The organism is Winogradskyella sp., from assembly GCF_025210595.1.
Lineage (GTDB): Bacteria > Bacteroidota > Bacteroidia > Flavobacteriales > Flavobacteriaceae > Winogradskyella.
Genome location: NZ_JAOARH010000026.1, coordinates 1 through 21,332, shown reverse-complemented (window position 1 = coordinate 21,332; position 21,332 = coordinate 1). Strand labels below are relative to the sequence as shown.

Genomic DNA, 21,332 nt, shown 5'->3' with positions numbered 1-21,332 from the left:
TAGAATCATATGCTGCCATTTGCTTTTCATCAAAATTTAATTTTTTAGCAATAGAAAATTTATAATCATGATCTCTGTGTCCTCTTTTACTCATATAATGCACAAGAAAATATCCATTAGAAATCATAAGAAATATGAGTAGTATGTATAAAACTGTCTGCTTTTTCATAACTCTACTAATTAAAGATTGATGTATAAGTCTCTTCACCAAAATTATAAGTATCTACAAACTCTTCTACAGTGATATTATAATCATTAGACGTTAAAGCCTTGTAAGCATAAATGTTAAGCATTATCAATATCAATAAAGTAGCAAACTGTAACTTTGGTGTAAACCAAGACCAAATTGAAGATTCCACAGCTTCATTAGTATTAATATTGTTTAATATTCTATCCTTTAAAAATGGAGAAACACCAACTGCTTTGATAGAGTCAACTGAGTTTATTGTAGCTTCAACTTTTTTATTTAATTCGGGATCTAACATCATAATCATTTGTTATTTAGATGCACAAGCTTAAAATAACTTGTGCTAAAATTCATTTTTATAATAGTTATAAAGGCGCTTTTGTAAATTTTTCTTTGCTCTAAACATTATAGATTCAACTGAAGACAAACTTTTATTGGTTATTTCTGCAATTTCTTGATAGCTTTTACCATCAATTTTATGCAAAGTAAACACTATAGATTGACTCTCTGGCAGGCAATTTATTGCCTTAAATAAAGTTTCGTTTAACTCTTTATTTTCTAATAAAAACCCTGGATGATTAAATTCTGTAAAATAATTGGTTTTATCAATTGTAAAATCATCACCAAAAAGAGGTTTTAAAAATGCTGAACGCTTTTTGGTGTTCTTCTTTCTTATAAACTCCAAGCATTTGTTGGTTGTTATTCTATATATCCAAGTAGATAGCTTAGATTTTTCATTAAACTTATGTATAGAATTATAAACTTCTAGAAACACTTCTTGCACCAAATCCTCAGCATCTTCTTTATTTGGAACAAACGAGATACAGGTTCCAAAAATCTTCTGTTGATACAAATCTATTAGTTGCGAAAAAACTGCTGTGTTTTTAAGTTTTAACTGCGCTATTAAAGTTTCTTCGGTCAAATTATAATTTAGATATTACTGCAATTTAGTTTAGATGCATAATCTAAAAAAAACTTGTGCTAAAATTTTATGAAAAAGATAAGACTTTACAATCAATACAATAGCGCATAACAACTTTTATATTACCTTTGCACTCCTTTTTATGCGTAGGCAGTTTTTCAGTTATTACCAACAGTTAAAGAACCATGTTTCCACTTACCGTTAAATACTGATAACCAACTACTAAACATTGAATACTATAACAATGCGACTACACAGAAATTTATGCTTTGCTGTTATTGATGGTTTACACAAAATCTTTAATGAGAATGAATACGCAGATAAAGTAGTACAACAATTACTAAAACGCGACAAACGTTGGGGAAGTCGAGACAGAGGCTTCGTAGCAGAAACTGTATATGAAATTGTTAGATATAAACGATTATATGCCGAAATTGCTAACGTAAAAGCACCTTACGACAGAGATAATCTTTGGAGATTATTTGCAGTTTGGGCAACGCTTAAAGGCATAAAATTACCAGACTGGAAATATTTTTCTGACACACCAACCCGAAAAATAAAAGGACGTTTTGATGAGCTTTCTAAAATTAGAAAGTATCGCGAATCTATTCCTGATTGGATGGACAACTTAGGGCTCGATGAATTAGGCGAAGCTATCTGGACTAAAGAAATTGCAATGCAAAATGAGCAAGCAGATGTTATTTTAAGAGTTAATACTTTAAAAACAAACAAAAAAGATCTCCAACTAAAACTTCAATCTGAAGATATAGATACTGAGTTTTTACCAGATCATCCTTCTGCCTTAAAACTCAAAGAACGTGCAAATGTTTTTAAAACAGATGCTTTTAAAAATGGTTGGTTTGAGGTACAAGACGCATCGTCTCAACTCGTTGCAGACTTTTTAGATGTAAAACCAGGCATGAAAGTTGTAGATGTATGCGCAGGTGCAGGTGGCAAAACATTGCATTTAGCTTCACTTATGCAAAACAAAGGACAAATTATTGCCATGGATATTTACGAAAGTAAATTAAAAAAGCTCAAAGTTAGAGCAAGAAGAAATGGCGTTCATAATATTGAACTAAAGGTAATCGATTCCACCAAACCAATTAAAAAATTGCATAACAAGGCTGATCGTTTATTAATAGATGCTCCTTGTTCTGGTTTAGGAGTATTAAGACGTAATCCTGATGCCAAATGGAAATTAGAAACTAAGTTCATAGATAACATTAAAAAAACACAGACAGAAGTCTTACAACAGTATTCTAAAATGGTGAAATCTGGGGGGAAAATGGTGTATGCAACCTGTTCTATTTTACCATCAGAAAATGAAAAACAAGTCTCTAAATTCTTAGCCTCTGAAGAAGGAAAAGCATTTAATCTTATAAAAGATAAAAAAGTATTAGCTCATAAATCTGGTTTTGATGGATTTTACATGGCATTATTAGAAAAAAAATAAAAAATTATAATGAAACATTTTTACACTTTATTAGCAATTGTGTGTGTTGCTGCAACAGGTTGGACTCAAATACCAGCTAATTATTATGATTCAGCTAACGGTTTATCAGGTTATGCCTTAAAAACAGAGTTGAGAAACATTATATCAAACGGACATAATGACCAAGGTTATGGTGCGCTATATACAGGTTACCAAACAACGCATTCCGACAACATTCCTGAAAGTGGTTATGAAAATGACAATACCGTATTGTTATTTTATACTGAAAACCCTAATGGCACAGATCCTTACACATATAATCATGGGCAAGATCAGTGCGGAAATTATAATGCAGAAAGTGTTTGCCATAACCGTGAACACCTAATACCGCAATCAACATTCAACAGTGCTTCGCCTATGCAAAACGACATTCACCATGTTATACCAAGTGATGGTTTTGTAAATGGACAAAGAGGCAGCCTACCTTTTGGTATTGTTGGATCTGCAAATTGGACATCGCAAAATGGCTCTAAACGTGGTAATAGTAATGTATCAGGATATTCTGGAGTAGTGTTTGAACCTATAGATGAATTTAAAGGAGATATAGCCAGAGCCTTATTATATTTTGCTGTACGTTATCAAGATAATGTAGACAATTATAACTGGGAAATGTTTAATGGTACAGAAGATCAGGTTTTTGAAACTTGGGCTATAGATATGTTATTAGATTGGCATTATAATGTAGATCCTGTAGATCAAAGAGAAATTGATAGAAATAATGCTGCCTACAACTTTCAAGGTAATGCAAACCCCTTTGTTGATCATCCAGAATATGTTAATATAATCTGGAATCCAAGCCCAGATAATGTAGCACCATCAGATCCTACAAATTTAGTAGCATCTAACCCAACAAATAACACTATTGATTTAAGCTGGACAGCTTCAACAGATAATGTTGCTGTAGAATCTTATGATATTTATATAAACGCTGTGTTTAGTTTTAATACAGGTAACAACAACACAAACACAACTGCTACAGGTTTGCTTCCAGAGACAATTTACTGCTTTACAATAAAAGCAAAAGATGCTGCTGGTAATGAATCTGGCTTTAGTAATGAATCTTGCGAGACTACATTAGACAATGGGTCTAGCTTAAACTGTATTGATGAAAATTTCGAAAATATTCCTGATAGCTCCGGCTCTTATTTAGAGCGAAATTGGACAGGTAATAATGGAATAATGTGGACTGCTACAGATGCAAGAACAGATCAAACATTAGACGGTAGAGCTATAACAATAAGAAATGGAACACTACAACCAAGCACTCTTAACAGTGACTATATAGAAGAGTTAACCGTAACTACCCAAAGAGTATTCGGAGGAAGTTCTGGTACTTTTGATTTGGTGATAAATGGTAATGTGGTTGGTACTATACCTTACAATGATACACCAACAACTACAACTATTAATGTCGATATTAATATGGTAAGTTCTTTAATAATTAACAATAACAGCACACCTTCTAATAGAGTAATGTTTGATAATTTATCTTGGACTTGCGGATTACTTTCTATAGAAGATTTTAGCATAAATGATGTAAAACTATATCCAAACCCAGTAACATCAAATTTAAATATTAATATAGCTAATGAGCAAAGCACTAAAATTGAGATTTATGATATTTTAGGAAAACGTGTACATAACACCACTTTATCTAGTTCTACTAGCTTAAACCTTCAAAATTTAAAAGCAGGAGTTTACATTGTTAAATTAATTCAAAATAATAAAACCATAAGTAAACGACTAGTTAAAAACTAGAGACATAATCAAAAACACTTAAAAAGCGATTGATAATACTTCAATCGCTTTTTTGTTTAAAACCTGTTGAATACTTCACCATTTAGCGTTTAAATTTTAATTAGAATAGTACAAAATCACGTAACTTTGTGCTTTATTATTTCTAACTAACAGACATATATAATGATTCATTTCTTTGGAAACGTAAACAGCAAAGTATTTGCTGTACAAACAGCAGAAGAATTATCAACTGAAACCATTTCTAAATTGACATGGTTATTTGGGAACCAACCAAAAATTGAACAAGCATCTCTTGATGCTTTTTTTGTTGGACCAAGAGCAGCCATGATTACACCTTGGAGTACCAATGCAGTTGAAATCACTCAAAATATGGGTATTTCTGACATTATCAGAATTGAAGAATTTCAATCGGTAATTGAAAACTTTTCTGATTATGACCCAATGTTATCTCAAAAATTTGAAGGTTTAGGACAAACTATTTTTGACATTGATATTGAACCAGAAGCTATTTTAGATATTACTGATATTGCTGCTTATAACGAGCAAGAAGGTTTAGCGCTAAGCGAGGAAGAAATTGAATACCTTGAAGGTGTTAGCAAAAAGATTGGTCGTCCATTAACAGATTCTGAAGTATTTGGATTTTCTCAAGTGAATTCAGAGCACTGTCGTCACAAAATTTTCAATGGAACTTTTATTATCGATGGTGAAGAGAAACCAACATCACTTTTCAAATTAATCAAAGAAACATCGAAACAAAATCATAACGATATTGTTTCTGCATATAAAGACAATGTTGCTTTTATAAAAGGTCCTAAAGTAGAACAATTTGCACCAAAACGTGCTGATATTCCAGATTACTATACGACTGAAGATTACGAATCTGTAATTTCATTAAAAGCAGAAACACATAATTTCCCTACAACAGTTGAGCCTTTTAATGGTGCTGCAACTGGTTCGGGAGGAGAAATTAGAGATCGTCTTGCGGGAGGAAAAGGTGCTTTACCATTAGCTGGAACTGCAGTTTATATGACTTCTTATTCACGTTTAGAAGCCAATAGACCTTGGGAAAAAGCGGTTGAAGAACGCGATTGGTTATACCAAACACCAATGGACATCTTAATTAAAGCTTCTAATGGAGCTTCTGATTTTGGAAATAAATTTGGACAACCTCTAATTGTAGGATCTGTTTTAACCTTTGAACATGAAGAAGATGCACGTAAGCTAGGTTTTGATAAAGTAATCATGCAAGCTGGTGGAATTGGATATGGTAAAGCAGAACAAGCTTTAAAAGACACACCAAGCGAAGGTGACAAAATTGTTATTCTTGGTGGAGAAAATTATCGCATTGGAATGGGAGGTGCTGCTGTATCATCTGCAGATACTGGAGAATTCTCAACTGGTATCGAATTAAATGCTGTACAACGTTCTAATCCAGAAATGCAAAAACGTGCTGCCAATGCCATTCGTGGTATGGTAGAAAGTGAAGAAAACTTCATCGTTTCTATTCACGATCATGGTGCAGGTGGACATCTTAACTGTTTGTCAGAATTAGTTGAAGATACTGGTGGAAACATCGATTTAGATAAATTACCTGTTGGAGATCCAACATTATCAGATAAAGAAATTATTGGAAATGAATCTCAAGAACGTATGGGATTAGTCATTTCTGAAAAACATATTGAAACGCTTAACAAAATTGCTGAGCGTGAACGTTCGCCAATGTATACTGTTGGTGATGTTACTGGAGACGATCGTTTTACATTTCAATCTAAAACCAAAGGTAATAAGCCAATGGATTTAGCTTTAGAGGATATGTTTGGAAGCTCACCAAAAACCATCATGAATGATATTACTGTAGACAGAAATTACAGTGGTATTTCTTATGACACAGACAACTTCTATGACTATTTAGATCAAGTATTACAATTAGAAGCTGTAGCTTGTAAAGACTGGTTAACCAACAAAGTAGACCGCTGTGTTGGTGGAAAAGTTGCCAAACAACAATGTGCTGGACCATTACAATTACCATTAAACAATGTTGGTGTGATGGCTTTAGATTATAAAGGTAAAGAAGGTATTGCAACCTCAATTGGGCACTCTCCTATTTCTGGATTGATTGATCCTGTTGCAGGAAGTAGAAATAGTATTACTGAAGCCTTAACAAATATCATTTGGGCACCACTTAAAGACGGATTAACTAATGTAAGTTTATCTGCCAACTGGATGTGGCCTTGTAAAAATGAAGGTGAAGATGCGCGCTTATACCAAGCTGTAGAAGCGATCTCTGAATTTGCAATCGATCTAGGAATTAACGTTCCTACTGGAAAGGATTCTCTTTCTATGAAGCAAAAATATCCTAACGAGGAAGTGATTGCACCAGGAACAGTTATTATTTCAGCTGCTGCAAACTGTAATGACATTACCAAAGTTGTTGAGCCTGTATTCCAAAAGAATGCTGGTGATATTTACTATATCAATATCTCTCAAGATGACTTTAAATTAGGTGGAAGTTCGTTTGCTCAAATTTGTAATAAAATTGGAAACAATACACCTTCAGTAAAAAGTGCTGACTATGTAAAGACAGTATTCAATACGATTCAGCAGTTAATTGTTAATGAGCAAATTGTTGCTGGACACGATGTGGCTTCTGGAGGATTGATTACAACACTATTAGAATTATGTTTTGCAGACACAAATCTAGGTGCTGAATTAGACATTACTGCTTTAAACCAAAAAGATTCTTTCAAAGTATTATTTTCTGAAAATGCTGGAATCGTAATTCAAGCAAAAGACAATTCAATTGAAACTGTATTAGCTGACGCAAATATAGAATTCCACAACATTGGAAAAGTTACTGAATCTGATGTATTAAGCATCATCAATCAAGCTGAAGTATTTACCATGACAGTTTCTCGCTTAAGAGATATGTGGTACAAAACATCATACTTATTAGACCAAAAGCAAACTGCTAATGGTTTAGCTGAAGACCGTTATAACAATTATAAAAATCAAGGATTACAATATACATTCCCAAGTCACTTTACAGGAAAACTTCCTGAAATTGATGCAACAAAACCAAGACCAAAAGCAGCCATACTTCGTGAAAAAGGGTCTAACTCTGAGCGTGAAATGGCAAATGCTATGTACCTAGCTGGTTTTGATGTTAAGGATGTGCATATGACCGATTTAATTTCTGGTCGTGAAACTTTGGAAGACATTCAATTCTTAGGTGCAGTTGGTGGATTCTCTAATTCTGATGTATTAGGCTCTGCTAAAGGTTGGGCTGGTGCTATCAAATACAACGAAAAAGCAAATAAAGTCATCAACGATTTCTTTAAACGTGAAGATACTTTATCGGTTGGTATTTGTAATGGTTGTCAATTATGGATGGAATTAGATCTTATCAACCCAGAACATGAAGTTCATGGTAAAATGGTTCATAACGATTCTCAAAAACACGAAAGTGCATTTACTTCGGTAAAAGTTCAGGAGAACAACTCAGTAATGCTATCAACATTAGCTGGAAGTACTTTAGGCGTTTGGATTTCTCATGGTGAAGGTAAATTTGATTTACCATACACTGAAGATCAATACAATATTGTTGCTAAATACGGTTATGAAGGTTATCCTCATAATCCAAATGGTTCTGACTTTAACACAGCGATGATGTGTGATACTACAGGACGTCATTTAGTTATGATGCCACATATTGAGCGTTCTACATTCCAATGGAACTGGGCTAACTATCCACAAGGACGTAAAGACGAAGTATCGCCTTGGTTAGAAGCTTTTGTAAATGCAAGAAAATGGGTACAAAATAAATAATAATACAATGACTTTTAATAAGTTAGTTTTTATTATATTTGCCGAATTCAAAAAAAGATGCTTTTACTAATGATATTTGTTAATCATATAGGATTGTTACTTAAATTTTGTTAGTAGTTAGGGTTAAAAGCATCATAATTTTAAAGGGTTTTAGTTTCTAAAGCCCTTTTTTTTATGCTAAATAGCTAACCTACAACACTTCTATCTTCTCAATAAATCATTTAAAACAGATTAATTCCTATACTCTAAAATAATTAACCTTAAATTTATTATTTTCGTAGACATCCCTAAAAATAATTGCAGATTTAAGATTATGACAGACGTTACTCGCCTTTTTGATTTTCCATACTATCAACTAAAACATAAGCCAAACCAAAAAGCTTTAGTTACAAAATACAATGGTAAATGGACACCAATGTCTACACAAGAATATATTGACAAAGCTAATACTATTAGTCGCGCATTACTAAAAATGGGTGTTCAAAAAGACGATAAAATTGCTGTCATCTCATCAACTAACAGAACAGAATGGAATATAATGGATATTGGCATCCTTCAGTTAGGCGCGCAAAACATTCCTATTTACCCAACCATTTCGGCTGAAGATTATGAATATGTCTTAAATCATAGTGAGGCCATTTATTGTTTTGTATCTGATGAAGAAGTATTAGAAAAGATTAATAAAGTTAGATCTAAAACTAAATTAAAAGAAGTGTATTCTTTTGATCATATTGATGGCTGTAAGCACTATTCTGAATTATTTGAATTAGGAAAAGATAAGAGCAATCAAAATGAAGTTGAAGCTAGAAAAGACGCTGTAAAACCTAATGATTTAGCTACCATCATTTATACTTCTGGCACAACTGGAAAACCAAAAGGTGTAATGCTTTCACATTGGAACATTACGAGTAATGCTCTAGATTCTTCTAAACGCTTACCTATAATAGATGGCGAAACGAGAATTCTTAGCTTTTTACCAATCTGCCATATTTTTGAACGTGTCTTAATTTATGTCTATCAATATGCTGGAACTTCTGTATACTTTGCTGAGGCATTAGATAAAATTGGTGATAATGCTAAAGAAATAAAACCTCATTTAATGAGCGTTGTTCCAAGATTATTAGAAAAGGTTTTTGACAAAATTATGCTAAAAGCTGATGAACTCTCTGGCATAAAGCACAAGTTATTTTATTGGGCTGTAGAATTAGGAGAACAATGGCAACCTTATAAAGCCAATGGTGCATGGTACGAATTTAAATTAAGCATAGCCAACAAACTTATATTTAGTAAATGGAGAGCAGCACTAGGTGGAGAATTAACAACCATGGTTTCTGGTAGTGCAGCATTACAACCAAGACTTTCTAGAGTTTTTTCAGCCGCTAAAATGCAAGTTATGGAAGGTTACGGACTTACAGAAACCTCTCCTGTCGTTGGTGTTGGCATGTACAGAGATCAACACTATAAAGTAGGAACTGTTGGTAAACCTATAGACAATGTAGAAGTTAAAATTGCTGATGACGGAGAGATTTTAGTTAAAGGCCCAAATGTAATGTTAGGTTATTACAAAGATCCTGAAAAAACGTCTAGTGTAATGACTGGTGATTACTTTCACACAGGAGATAAAGGCATTATAGATGAGGATGGTTTCTTAAAAATTACTGGTCGTAAAAAAGAAATGTTTAAAACCTCTGGAGGAAAATACATTATACCAACCCTTTTAGAAAACGACTTTAAACAATCTTTATTTATAGAACAAGTCATGGTTGTTGGCGAAGGTGAGAAAATGCCAGGAGCTATCATTCAACCAAATTTTGAATTTATAAGAGATTGGATAGAACACAAAAATCATAATATTGGAATTTCTGAAAAAGAAATTGCTACATCTGAAATAGTCATTAAACGTATCCAAAAAGAAGTTGACAAATACAATAAGAATTTTGGAAAATGGGAACAAATCAAAAAATTTGAACTCACTTCTGAAGCTTGGACGATAGATGATGGTCATCTTACACCTACAATGAAGATGAAAAGAGACGTAATTAAGAAGAAATACCAAGGTTTATACAACAAAATATATAACCTCTAGCGTTGTTTTTAATTTAGAATCATTCTAAATAGAATCAAAACATCCTAAATTCAATTCGTTGAAAAACCATACTACTTTACCCTTAATCGTTATGTAACAAAAGTGACATTTGTCATAAAAAATAGAGGCAGTTTTTGAGAAATTTATGCTACGAAAAAGTAATCAAATCTCATATATATGACCTCAAAAAAATTAACTTTCGTATTATTCAGTTTACTCTCATTTTTCGGCTATGCACAATTAACTATTGATGCTGAATTTAGACCACGTACAGAATACAGAAACGGTTTTGGCAGCTTAATCTCTGAAGATACCGATGCTGGTTTTGGTATTTCTACAAGAGCTAGATTAAACACTAAGTTTTCAACCGAAAGCTATACGGTTTTTTTAAGCTTACAGGATGTAATGGTTTGGGGTGAAAACAGACAAATTTTACCTAACGATCAAAACAATTCTTTTGCAATATTTCAAGCTTGGGCAGAAATTAAATTAGCTGAAGGATTATCTACTAAAATTGGACGTCAAGTTTTATCATATGATGACCAAAGAATCTTAGGTGGATTAGATTGGGCTCAACAAGGTCGTAATCATGATGCAGCAATGATCAAATACAGAAAAGAAAAATTTGCATTAGACGTTGCACTTGCATTTAATCAAGATTATTCTCACCCAACAGGATTTGTATCAGAAGGTACCGCTTATAATACAACGGGATTCTTTTCTTACAAAACTATGCAAATGGCTCACTTGAGTCAAAAATGGAATAACTTCTCAGGTAGTCTATTATTAATGAATAATGGTTTCCAAAATTTTGACGAAGATAATGAAGCAGATGGAGTAAGCAACCTTCAAACTTTTGGTACTCACCTTAAATATAATAAGAACAAATTTGGTATCGTAGCCAATGCTTTCTTACAAACAGGCGAACGCCAAGGCGAAATTGACGTTAAAGGAGCTTACCTTTTGGGCTTAGACCTTAATTACAAAGTTTCAGACAAAGTAAAATTAGGTATTGGTACAGAAATGATAAGCGGTAACGATGGAGACGCTGGAGAAACTGGTGCGTTCTTCCCTCTTTACGGAACTAATCACAAATTCAACGGTTTTATGGATTATTTCTACGTAGGAAACCATGCAAATTCTATTGGATTATTTGATGTTCATGTTAGCGCTAATTTTAAACTTAATGAAACTTCTAACCTTATGGTTAAAGCATTAAATTTTAGTGGAGAACAAGACTTACCTAGCGGAGAAAAATCTTTAGGTACTGAGGTAGACTTAGTATTCTCAAAATCATTTAAAGGCTACAAGTTTGTACTAGGTTACTCTCACCTATTCCCAAGTGATGGAATGTATGAGTTAAAAGGCATATCTGAAGATGATGCAGCAAGTTCACAAAATTGGGCTTGGGCAATGTTAGTATTTAAACCTAAATTTTTAAACTAAAATGAAATTTAAGCAAAAAAGGTTTTTAGTTGGAGGATGGCGTTTACCGCTAATAGCACTTACTGGTGGTATCTTGGGACTATCTTTTTATGCTGCAATTGAATCTAAAGCAATATCATATTTATCAGATGATCCAGAAACGTGTGCAAATTGTCATGTAATGACGCCTCAATACACAACTTGGAGAAACAGTTCTCACAGAGAAGTAGCTAATTGTAATGATTGTCACGTTCCTCATGATAATATCATCAAAAAATATGCTTTCAAAGCAAAAGATGGACTATATCATGCCTCTGTGTTTACATCTAGAGGAGAGCCTGAAGTAATAAAAATGAAAGATGCTGGTATTGAAGTGGTACAGCAAAACTGTATCAGATGTCATCAAGATCAAGTTACAGATGCAAAATTAGATGCGCAAATCTCAGACCATTATAAGAATAGAACACAGCGTAATTGCTGGGAATGTCACCAAGAAGTTCCACATGGATCAGTACACAGTTTATCATCTACAAAATATTATGGTAAAGTACCTACTGAACACCAAGAATCAGTTCCTGAATGGATAGAAAAAATATTAAATAACGATACTAAACAAAATAATAACAATGAAGAATAAGAAGAAACTTTGGAGAAACTGGGCTGTATTTGTTGCAGCTATGGTAGTCGTTTTTCTACTAGGAATATTGGTATCTTCGATTACAGAACGAAAGATGGAAGCTAAGTATTCTTACACTCCACAAACAGAAATTAACAAATTAGAACCTAGAAACGAAGAATGGGGAAAGAACTTCCCTCGCGAATATCAATCTTACTACAAAACTGCGGACACTACATTTAAATCAAAATATAATGGTGGTGCAATGATTGATATGCTAGATGTAGACCCTAGATTAGTTGTCCTTTGGGCTGGCTATGGATTTGCCAAAGATTACAATCAAGGTCGTGGACACGTCTATGCTATTGAAGATTTAAGAAACACATTACGTACTGGTGCACCAACAGGACCAGATGATGGACCAATGCCTTCTACATGCTGGACATGTAAGTCACCTGACGTGCCACGTTACATAGAAGAAAATGGTGTTATCGATTATTATAGTGGTAAATGGTCTAGTAAAGGTGCAGAAATGGTTAATCCTATTGGCTGTGCTAACTGTCATGATGAAAAAACCATGAATCTTACTATTACGCAACCTGCACTTATTGAAGCATTCCAAAGACAAGGTAAGGATATTACCAAAGCGTCTCATAACGAAATGCGCTCACTAACCTGTGCACAATGTCACTCAGAGTATTATTTCAACAAAAAATTACCTGGAAAAGAAGGTGTACCTTATTTAGTATTCCCATGGGATGAAGGTATGACTCTAGAAGATATGGAAGAGTACTATGATAATGTTAAGCACGTAGATTGGGTACACAAATTAAGTAAAGCACCTATGCTTAAAGCACAGCACCCTGGATACGAAGTACACCAACAAGGTATACATGGTAAACGTGGAGTATCTTGTGCAGATTGCCATATGCCATACAAAACTGAAGGTGGACAAAAATTTACAGACCACCATATTCAGTCGCCTTTAAACAATGTTGCTAACTCTTGTCAAGTATGCCATAGAGAAGAAACAGATGAATTAATAAGAAATGTATTTGATAACCAAGACAAGATAATTCATAATAGAGATAAGCTCGAAGAATTATTAGTAAGAGCGCACGTTGAAGCTAAACAATGTTGGGATCTTGGTGCAACCGAAGAACAAATGAAAGATATTCTTCATGGTATTAGAATAGGACAATGGCGTTGGGATTATGCTGCTGCATCACATGGTGGCTCTTTCCATGCACCTGTAGAAACTGGTCGTGTAATTGCAAGAGGTATTGATATTACACAAGAAACAAGAATAAAACTAGCTAAACTTCTTATAAAATTAGGATTTGAAGGTGAAGTAGATTATCCAGATATCTCAACCAAAGCAAAAGCGCAAGAATTTATTGGCTTACCAGTTGAAAAACTAAAAGCCGAAAAAGAAAGATTCTTAAAAGAATTGGCTCCAAAGTGGGATGAAGAAGCTGAAAAAAGAGAAAGTGCTTATTAATTAAGGTTTTCTAATTCTCAATTGAATTAATTATCATGAAAAAACAAAAACAACATAACCTCTGGGACAAACCTTGGGGTTATGTTGAATCTTTTATTATTGGAATGGGTTTAATGTTAGCAGGATTTGCTATTGAAGCTAGTACTGGTAATGCCATTACATTAAGCATATCCTTCCCTCACAATCTCATTATTTTAATTGCATATTGCACTCTACTATTTGTAGCACACAAATGGTTTAGTCATGTGCAAATCATAAGGTGGTTAACAAAAGTTCCAGCTGCGATTTCAAGTATCAGTTTGGTAACATTTATGGTGATGATTATGGGAATAATACCTCAAACCCATTCCGATAATTATTTAGTAAATCTTTTAGGCCTTAATCACATTACCACCAATTGGGCCTTTATTTTAATTCTTTTTGTGTTCTTAAGCAATTTAGGATTAGTTACAATTAAACGCTTTCTTCAATTTAAAACATCTAATATAGGGTTTATTTTAAATCACTTAGGACTGTTTATAGCACTAACCGCAGGATTACTAGGTAGCGGAGATTTAGAACGACTTACAATTCAAACTACAGAAGAACAGCCTAGCTGGATTGCCTATAATGAAGACAATCAACCTGTAGAATTACCTTTTGCTTTTGTACTAAATGATTTTAGACTTGATGAATATGCACCAAAACTTGCTCTTGTTGATAACGAAACTGGAGAATTACATTTTAATGAAGGTAAAAATCTCTACCTTATAGAAAAAGGCAATGACTATGTTTTTGGTGATTACGATATTAAAGTTGATGATTTTTTAGTAACCTCTGGGCGTATTGGAGATCGATATGCATTTACTAATGAATTAGGAGCTCCCCCTTCTGCACTTGTTGAGGTTTATGACAAACAAAAGGATAGCACTATTAATGGTTGGATTTCTTGTGGCAGCTTTATAAAACAACCTCAGTCATTAAAAATTAATGAACAAATCTCTTTAGTAATGACTATTCCTGAAGCTAAAAAATTCAGTTCAGACATTACTATACTTACAAAAGATGAGCAACAAATAAAAGCCACTTTAGAAGTTAACAAACCCTATAAACATGACCATTGGAAAATTTACCAATACAGTTATGATGATACTTTAGGAAAATGGTCTAATACAAGCGTTTTAGAATTAGTAAAAGACCCTTGGTTACCATACATATATATTGGTATTTTTATGATGATTGCAGGCGCGATATACATGTTTTGGATAGGCAATACAAAAATTAACAAACAACCAAATGGATTGGATTAATTTCCCTTATTATTTTACAGTAACCATTAGCTTATGGCTTATAGGTATCATTGCGCTGTTGTATTCTTATAAAAAAGAATCCTTTAGTAAAATTGCTCTTGTCTTTTTAGGAATAGGCTCTTTAGCTTTAATTGCTTTTGTTATTAATTTGTGGATACAATTAGACAGACCACCAATGAGAACCCTTGGCGAAACACGCTTATGGTATTCTACATTTATTCCTGTAATTGGTTTTATTACTTATTTTAGATGGAAATACAAATGGTTTCTTATTTATAGCTTTTGTATGGCTGGACTCTTTTTGGTTATCAATTACCTTAATCCAGAAACACATTCAAAAACTTTAATGCCAGCTTTACAAAGTGTTTGGTTTATCCCTCACGTACTCGTTTATCTATTCTCTTATGCTGTTTTGTCTGCATCTTGTATTATAGCTATTAAAGGTACCTATGAGATATACAAAGGTTCTTTTAATCCTTCTCATGTAAAATTAGCTGACAATTTAGTTTATATAGGATTTAGCTTCTTAACTCTCGGATTACTCTTTGGTGCACTTTGGGCAAAAGAAGCTTGGGGACATTACTGGACTTGGGATCCAAAAGAAGTATGGGCTTTCTTAACTTGGATGGGTTATCTCATTTATATTCATTATCGCTTTTTCCATCCTAATAAATCTAAACAAGCACTATATATACTTTCGGTTGCTTTTATTATACTTTTAGTTTGTTGGTTTGGAGTTAATTACCTTCCTGTTGCATCAAATAGTGTACATACCTACACGCAGTAAATGGGTTTGAAGTATTCTAAACAACAATTTAATAAAGATAGAACACTTAAAAATTTAATAGCCTTATTCCAAAAGCATTTCTGATTAAGAAATGCTTTTTATATTTAATGTTTTAAGACAAACATACTATGCATGCATAATTTTCACTAATTTATTATGCATGCATAGTATTTTTTTTTATCTTTGGATCTAATAAAAATTGAATGAAAGACAAAACCATAGATTACGTACTGAGAACCACATGGTTAGCAGTAAATAAAATGTATAATGAAGAGGCTTTAAAATTTGGCACAACAATGGCTACTGGCTTTGCGCTATTAAGCATAGATCCTGAAAAAGGAACACCTTCTACATCATTAGGTCCAAAAATGGGTATGGAAGCAACAAGCTTATCGCGTACCCTAAAAACTATGGAAGAAAAAGGTTTAATAGAACGTAAACCTAACCCAGAAGATGGTCGTGGCGTACTTATTCATCTCACAGAATTCGGAAGAGAAAAAAGAGCATACTCTAAAGAACGTGTTTTAACTTTTAACGAAGCCATTAAATCTAATATTGATGATGAAAAGATAAAGCACTTTTATGAAGTGGCTGAACTAATCAACAATATGATTTCTAACAAGAAAATATATACAATTAAAAAGAACACATTTTAAAATATAATGAGTAAACGTAGAATTAATAAAGTTGCAGTAATTGGCTCAGGAATTATGGGAAGCGGAATCGCTTGTCATTTTGCCAATATTGGAGTTGACGTTTTACTTTTAGACATCGTTCCTAGAGAACTTAATGATGCCGAAAAAGCAAAAGGTCTTACCCTTGAAGACAAAGCCGTAAGAAATCGTTTAGTAAACGATTCACTTAAAGGTGCTTTAAAATCGAAACCCTCTCCTATTTATCATCAAAAATTTGCTAGTAGAATTACTACTGGAAACTTAGAAGATGATATCGCAAAGGTTAAAGATGTAGATTGGATTATTGAAGTTGTTGTAGAGCGTTTAGATATCAAGAAAATGGTTTTTGAGAATCTTGAAAAACACAGAACTCCAGGAACCTTGATCACTTCTAACACCTCTGGAATTCCTATCAAATTTATGAGTGAAGGTCGTAGTGAAGATTTCCAAAAGCATTTCTGTGGAACACACTTCTTCAATCCTGCACGTTACTTAAAATTATTTGAGATTATTCCAGGGCCACAAACCTCTCAAGACGTTTTAGATTTCTTAAATGGTTATGGAGAGCAATTCCTAGGAAAAACGTCTGTAATAGCTAAAGATACGCCTGCGTTTATTGGAAACAGAATTGGAATTTTTGGAATTCAATCTCTTTTCCATCAAGTTAAAGAATTAGGACTCACTATAGAGGAAGTCGACAAATTAACAGGACCTGTTATTGGTCGTCCAAAATCGGCAACCTTCAGAACAGTTGATGTGGTTGGATTAGATACTTTAGTTCATGTTGCAAATGGGATTTATGACAACTGTCCAGATGATGAAGCACATGAATTGTTTAAATTACCAGATTTCATCAACACTATGATGGAAAACAACTGGTTAGGAAGCAAAACAAAGCAAGGGTTCTACAAGAAAGTTGTTAATGATGGGAAGAAAGAAATCTTATCATTGGATTTAGACACTTTAGAATACCGTTCTAAAAAAAGAGCGTCTTTTGCCACTTTAGAATTAACTAAAACTGTTGATAAGGTTATCGATAGGTTCAAAATTTTAGTTAGTGGAAAAGATAAAGCTGGAGCATTCTATAGAAAGAATTTCGCAGCAATGTTCCAATATGTATCAAACAGAATTCCTGAAATCACAGACGAACTCTATAAGATTGATGATGCTATGAAAGCTGGATTTGGTTGGGAACATGGGCCTTTCCAAATTTGGGATGCTATTGGAGTTGAAAAAGGTATCGAAATCATGAAAGCTGAAGGTTTACAGCCAGCAGCTTGGGTTAATGACATGATTGCTTCAGGAAGTGCTTCGTTCTATACTGTTAATAATGGAGCAACATATTATTATGACATTCCATCAAAACAACAAACTAAAAAACCTGGACAAGATGCATTCATTATTCTAGATAATATTAGAAAGTCAAATGAAGTATTTAAAAATTCGGGCGTTGTTATTGAAGACTTAGGAGACGGAATTTTAAACTGTGAATTCCAATCTAAAATGAACACCATTGGTGGTGATGTTTTAGCTGGATTAAACAAAGCTGTGGATTTAGCTGAAAAAGACTTTGAAGGTTTAATTATCGGAAATCAAGGTGCAAACTTCTCTGTAGGTGCAAATATTGGAATGATTTTTATGATGGCTGTTGAGCAAGAATATGACGAATTGAACATGGCTATCAAATATTTCCAAGATACCATGATGCGTATGCGCTACTCTTCTATTCCAACGGTTGCAGCACCTCACGGAATGACACTTGGAGGTGGATGTGAGTTATCATTACACGCAGACAAAGTCGTTGCTGCTGCAGAGACTTATATTGGTTTAGTAGAATTTGGAGTTGGTGTAATTCCTGGTGGTGGAGGTTCTAAGGAAATGACTTTAAGAGCTCAAGATTTATTCCACAAAGGTGATGTACAATTAAATGTATTACAAGAACACTTCTTAACCATTGGTATGGCAAAAGTTGCTACTTCAGCTTATGAAGCTTTTGATACGAACATACTTCAAAAAGGAAAAGACGTTGTTGTTGTGAATAAAGACAGACAAATTGCAACTGCTAAAGCACATGCCAAATTAATGGCTGATGCTGGATATACACAACCTGTAAAACGTGATGATATTTTAGTATTAGGTAAGCAAGCATTGGGTATGTTCTTAGTAGGAACAGATGCAATGAATGCTTCAAAATACATTTCTGAACACGATCAAAAAATTGCAAATAAACTAGCCTATGTAATGGCTGGAGGAGATTTATCAGAACCAACAAAAGTTACTGAACAATACTTATTAGATATTGAGCGAGAAGCTTTCTTAAGTCTATGTACAGAACGTAAGACCTTAGAAAGAATTCAGCATATGTTAAAAACTGGTAAACCGTTGAGAAATTAGAAAATAGAATAAAGAGTATAGAATAAAGACTTGAGAAACTGTCTATTTTCTCTTCTCTATTCTCTCTTTTCTTAAAACAAGAAATAATGAAAACAGCATATATAGTAAAAGGATATAGAACAGCCGTAGGAAAGTCTAAAAAAGGGGTGTTCAGATTTAAAAGAGCTGACGAATTAGCTGCTGAAACCATCAAATATATGATGGGAAAATTACCAGAGTTTGATGTAAAGCGAATTGATGATGTTATAGTTGGTAATGCAATGCCTGAAGGTTCTCAAGGATTAAACATGGCAAGAATCATTTCTTTAATAGGATTAGATTCTGTAGATGTTCCTGGAGTAACTGTAAACCGTTTTTGTTCTTCTGGATTAGAAACAATTGGAATGGCAGTTGCTAAAATCCAATCAGGAATGGCAGAATGCATCATTGCAGGAGGAACTGAAAGTATGAGTTCTGTGCCAATGACAGGATTTAAACCAGAACTAAATTACGATTTAGTAAACGCTGGTCACGAAGACTATTATTGGGGAATGGGAAATACAGCAGAAGCTGTTGCTCAACAATACAATATTTCAAGAGAAGATCAAGATAAGTTTGCTTACGAATCACACATGAAAGCTTTAAAAGCTTTAGATAGTGATCGTTTCCAAGATCAAATTGCACCAATAGATGTAGAAGAAACATACATTGATGCTAAAGGAAAGCGTGCAACAAGAAATTATACAGTAACCAAAGACGAAGGTCCTCGTAGAGGTACTAGTGTTGAAGCTTTAGCAAAATTACGTCCAGTATTTGCCGCTAATGGTTCAGTAACAGCAGGAAACTCATCGCAAACTAGTGATGGTGCTGCTTTTGTCATGGTTATGAGTGAAGATATGGTCAAAGAGTTAGGTATTGAGCCTGAAGCGCGTTTAGTAAGTTATGCTGCAGCTGGAGTACCACCACGCATTATGGGAATTGGTCCTGTAGCTGCAGTTCCAAAAGCTTTAAAACAAGCAGGTTTACAACAAAATGATGTAGAACTGATAGAATTAAATGAAGCTTTTGCTTCGCAATCTTTGGCTGTAATTAGAGAGTTGGATTTAAATCCAAACATCATTAATGTTAATGGTGGTGCAATTGCACTTGGACATCCACTAGGTTGTACTGGAGGAAAACTATCCGTACAGTTATTTGATGAAATGCGTAAGCGTAATATGCAAGGAAAATATGGTATGGTTACCATGTGTGTTGGTACTGGACAAGGTGCCGCAGGAATTTTTGAATTTCTTTCGTAAGAACCAAGACTAACAGACACAAGATTCAAAATATTAATATGCATAATTTCAAAAAACTTAAAGTTTGGACCGAAAGTATGAGTTTAGTATCAAAAACATATAAGCTTACAAAATCGTTTTCTGATTTTGAGAAATTTGGATTGGTTTCCCAAATGAATCGTTGTGCTGTGTCTATACCTTCAAATATTGCTGAAGGTTCAAGCAAAAGTTCTAATAAGCACTTTAAATCTTATTTAGAAATTAGCTTAGGCTCTTCTTTTGAATGGGAAACTCAATTAATTATAGCATATAACGAACAATATCTTTCGAAAGAAAAATTTAATGAGTTAGAACAAAATATAAAACAAATACAAAAAATGATCTCAAGTTTTAAAAAGGGTTTAGACACTTAAGTCTTGATTCTTAGTTCTTGAATCTAAACATCTAAATAGCAATGGAAGCAAAAGAAAAAGAATTATTAAGAGGAGGACAATTCCTTGTAAAAGAAACGAAATGTGAAGACGTATTTACTCCTGAAGATTTTTCAGAAGAGCAAATAATGATGCGTGATTCTGTAAAAGAATTTGTCGATAGAGAAATTTGGCCACATAAAGAGCGTTTTGAAAAGAAAGATTACGCTTTTACAGAGGAATTAATGAAAAAAGCTGGTGAACTTGGATTCTTAAGTGTTGCTGTTCCTGAAGCTTATGAAGGTATGGGATTAGGTTTTGTCTCTACAGTTTTAACATGTGATTATATTTCTGGTGCAACTGGATCTTTTAGTACTGCATTTGGAGCACATACTGGAATTGGAACCATGCCAATAACACTTTATGGAACTGAAGCACAAAAACAAAAATACGTTCCAAAATTAGCTAGCGGTGAATGGATGGGAGCTTACTGTTTGACAGAGCCAACTGCTGGTTCTGATGCCAATTCAGGAAAAACAAAAGCTGTTCTTACAGAGGATGGCACGCATTATCTTATTTCTGGGCAAAAAATGTGGATCTCAAATGCTGGATTCTGTAATTTAATGATTGTATTCGCTCGTATTGAAGATGACAAAAATATTACTGGATTTATCGTAGAATATGATCCAAAAAATCCAAATGGAATT

At 33.6% G+C, this 21,332-nt stretch carries 16 protein-coding genes; 14 read left to right on the top strand and 2 right to left on the bottom strand.

Annotated elements, in window-relative coordinates:
• Positions 1–176: 176 nt before the first annotated feature.
• Entirely contained in the window at positions 177–488 is a 312-nt protein-coding gene (locus N4A42_RS02385) for a hypothetical protein (RefSeq protein WP_294069360.1), read from the bottom strand.
• A gap of 42 nt (positions 489–530) precedes the next feature.
• Complete coding sequence (locus tag N4A42_RS02380) at positions 531–1,109, bottom strand: RNA polymerase sigma factor (RefSeq protein ID WP_294069357.1); 579 nt, start codon at positions 1,107–1,109, stop codon at positions 531–533.
• A 244-nt stretch (positions 1,110–1,353) separates the two neighbouring features.
• On the opposite strand from N4A42_RS02380, the gene N4A42_RS02375 reads away from it, so the two are divergent.
• From N4A42_RS02375 to N4A42_RS02310, 14 genes are all read left to right on the top strand, one after another.
• Positions 1,354–2,565: an RsmB/NOP family class I SAM-dependent RNA methyltransferase gene (locus N4A42_RS02375; RefSeq protein WP_294069362.1), complete on the top strand. Its 1,212-nt coding sequence runs from the start codon at positions 1,354–1,356 to the stop codon at positions 2,563–2,565.
• 9 nt (positions 2,566–2,574) lie between these two features.
• Entirely contained in the window at positions 2,575–4,362 is a 1,788-nt protein-coding gene (locus N4A42_RS02370; RefSeq protein ID WP_294069355.1) for an endonuclease, read from the top strand.
• Between the two features lie 162 nt (positions 4,363–4,524).
• Entirely contained in the window at positions 4,525–8,187 is a 3,663-nt protein-coding gene (gene purL, locus N4A42_RS02365) for a phosphoribosylformylglycinamidine synthase (RefSeq protein ID WP_294069353.1), read from the top strand.
• Positions 8,188–8,500: 313 nt separating this feature from the next.
• Complete coding sequence (locus N4A42_RS02360; protein ID WP_294069351.1) at positions 8,501–10,273, top strand: long-chain fatty acid--CoA ligase; 1,773 nt, start codon at positions 8,501–8,503, stop codon at positions 10,271–10,273.
• 177 nt (positions 10,274–10,450) lie between these two features.
• Positions 10,451–11,719 (top strand): alginate export family protein, encoded by a 1,269-nt coding sequence (locus N4A42_RS02355; RefSeq protein ID WP_294069348.1) that lies wholly within the window; start codon positions 10,451–10,453, stop codon positions 11,717–11,719.
• Between the two features lies 1 nt (position 11,720).
• A complete protein-coding gene (gene nrfH / locus N4A42_RS02350) occupies positions 11,721–12,335 on the top strand; it encodes a cytochrome c nitrite reductase small subunit (protein ID WP_294069346.1) in 615 nt (204 codons plus the stop codon).
• Complete coding sequence (gene nrfA / locus N4A42_RS02345; RefSeq protein ID WP_294069344.1) at positions 12,325–13,815, top strand: ammonia-forming cytochrome c nitrite reductase; 1,491 nt, start codon at positions 12,325–12,327, stop codon at positions 13,813–13,815. Before nrfH ends, nrfA begins: the two co-directional genes overlap by 11 nt.
• Before the next feature lie 35 nt (positions 13,816–13,850).
• Positions 13,851–15,104, top strand: coding sequence for a cytochrome c biogenesis protein ResB (locus N4A42_RS02340; RefSeq protein WP_294069342.1), 1,254 nt, complete (start codon positions 13,851–13,853; stop codon positions 15,102–15,104).
• Positions 15,091–15,891 (top strand): cytochrome c biogenesis protein CcsA, encoded by an 801-nt coding sequence (gene ccsA, locus N4A42_RS02335; RefSeq protein WP_294069340.1) that lies wholly within the window; start codon positions 15,091–15,093, stop codon positions 15,889–15,891. The genes N4A42_RS02340 and ccsA overlap by 14 nt, the downstream gene beginning before the upstream one ends.
• Positions 15,892–16,094: 203 nt before the next feature.
• Entirely contained in the window at positions 16,095–16,547 is a 453-nt protein-coding gene (locus tag N4A42_RS02330) for a MarR family transcriptional regulator (RefSeq protein ID WP_294069337.1), read from the top strand.
• Between the two features lie 6 nt (positions 16,548–16,553).
• Positions 16,554–18,959, top strand: coding sequence for a 3-hydroxyacyl-CoA dehydrogenase/enoyl-CoA hydratase family protein (locus N4A42_RS02325; protein WP_294069335.1), 2,406 nt, complete (start codon positions 16,554–16,556; stop codon positions 18,957–18,959).
• Positions 18,960–19,045: 86 nt separating this feature from the next.
• The gene (locus N4A42_RS02320; protein WP_294069332.1) at positions 19,046–20,236 is read left to right on the top strand and encodes an acetyl-CoA C-acyltransferase; all 1,191 of its coding nucleotides are present in this window, start codon (positions 19,046–19,048) and stop codon (positions 20,234–20,236) included.
• A 38-nt stretch (positions 20,237–20,274) separates the two neighbouring features.
• Positions 20,275–20,628: a four helix bundle protein gene (locus N4A42_RS02315; RefSeq protein WP_294069329.1), complete on the top strand. Its 354-nt coding sequence runs from the start codon at positions 20,275–20,277 to the stop codon at positions 20,626–20,628.
• A gap of 41 nt (positions 20,629–20,669) precedes the next feature.
• A partial coding sequence (locus tag N4A42_RS02310) for an acyl-CoA dehydrogenase family protein (protein ID WP_294069326.1) occupies positions 20,670–21,332 on the top strand: 663 nt, incomplete at its 3' end.

Excerpts from the sequence above, each read along its gene's own strand:
- N4A42_RS02385 (WP_294069360.1), bottom strand. The coding sequence starts at position 488 with ATGATGTTAGATCCCGAATTAAATAAAAAAGTTGAAGCTACAATAAAC.
- N4A42_RS02375 (WP_294069362.1), top strand. The coding sequence starts at position 1,354 with ATGCGACTACACAGAAATTTATGCTTTGCTGTTATTGATGGTTTACAC.
- N4A42_RS02370 (WP_294069355.1), top strand. The coding sequence starts at position 2,575 with ATGAAACATTTTTACACTTTATTAGCAATTGTGTGTGTTGCTGCAACA.
- purL (WP_294069353.1), top strand. The coding sequence starts at position 4,525 with ATGATTCATTTCTTTGGAAACGTAAACAGCAAAGTATTTGCTGTACAA.
- N4A42_RS02360 (WP_294069351.1), top strand. The coding sequence starts at position 8,501 with ATGACAGACGTTACTCGCCTTTTTGATTTTCCATACTATCAACTAAAA.
- N4A42_RS02355 (WP_294069348.1), top strand. The coding sequence starts at position 10,451 with ATGACCTCAAAAAAATTAACTTTCGTATTATTCAGTTTACTCTCATTT.
- nrfH (WP_294069346.1), top strand. The coding sequence starts at position 11,721 with ATGAAATTTAAGCAAAAAAGGTTTTTAGTTGGAGGATGGCGTTTACCG.
- nrfA (WP_294069344.1), top strand. The coding sequence starts at position 12,325 with ATGAAGAATAAGAAGAAACTTTGGAGAAACTGGGCTGTATTTGTTGCA.
- N4A42_RS02340 (WP_294069342.1), top strand. The coding sequence starts at position 13,851 with ATGAAAAAACAAAAACAACATAACCTCTGGGACAAACCTTGGGGTTAT.
- ccsA (WP_294069340.1), top strand. The coding sequence starts at position 15,091 with ATGGATTGGATTAATTTCCCTTATTATTTTACAGTAACCATTAGCTTA.
- N4A42_RS02330 (WP_294069337.1), top strand. The coding sequence starts at position 16,095 with ATGAAAGACAAAACCATAGATTACGTACTGAGAACCACATGGTTAGCA.
- N4A42_RS02325 (WP_294069335.1), top strand. The coding sequence starts at position 16,554 with ATGAGTAAACGTAGAATTAATAAAGTTGCAGTAATTGGCTCAGGAATT.
- N4A42_RS02320 (WP_294069332.1), top strand. The coding sequence starts at position 19,046 with ATGAAAACAGCATATATAGTAAAAGGATATAGAACAGCCGTAGGAAAG.
- N4A42_RS02315 (WP_294069329.1), top strand. The coding sequence starts at position 20,275 with ATGCATAATTTCAAAAAACTTAAAGTTTGGACCGAAAGTATGAGTTTA.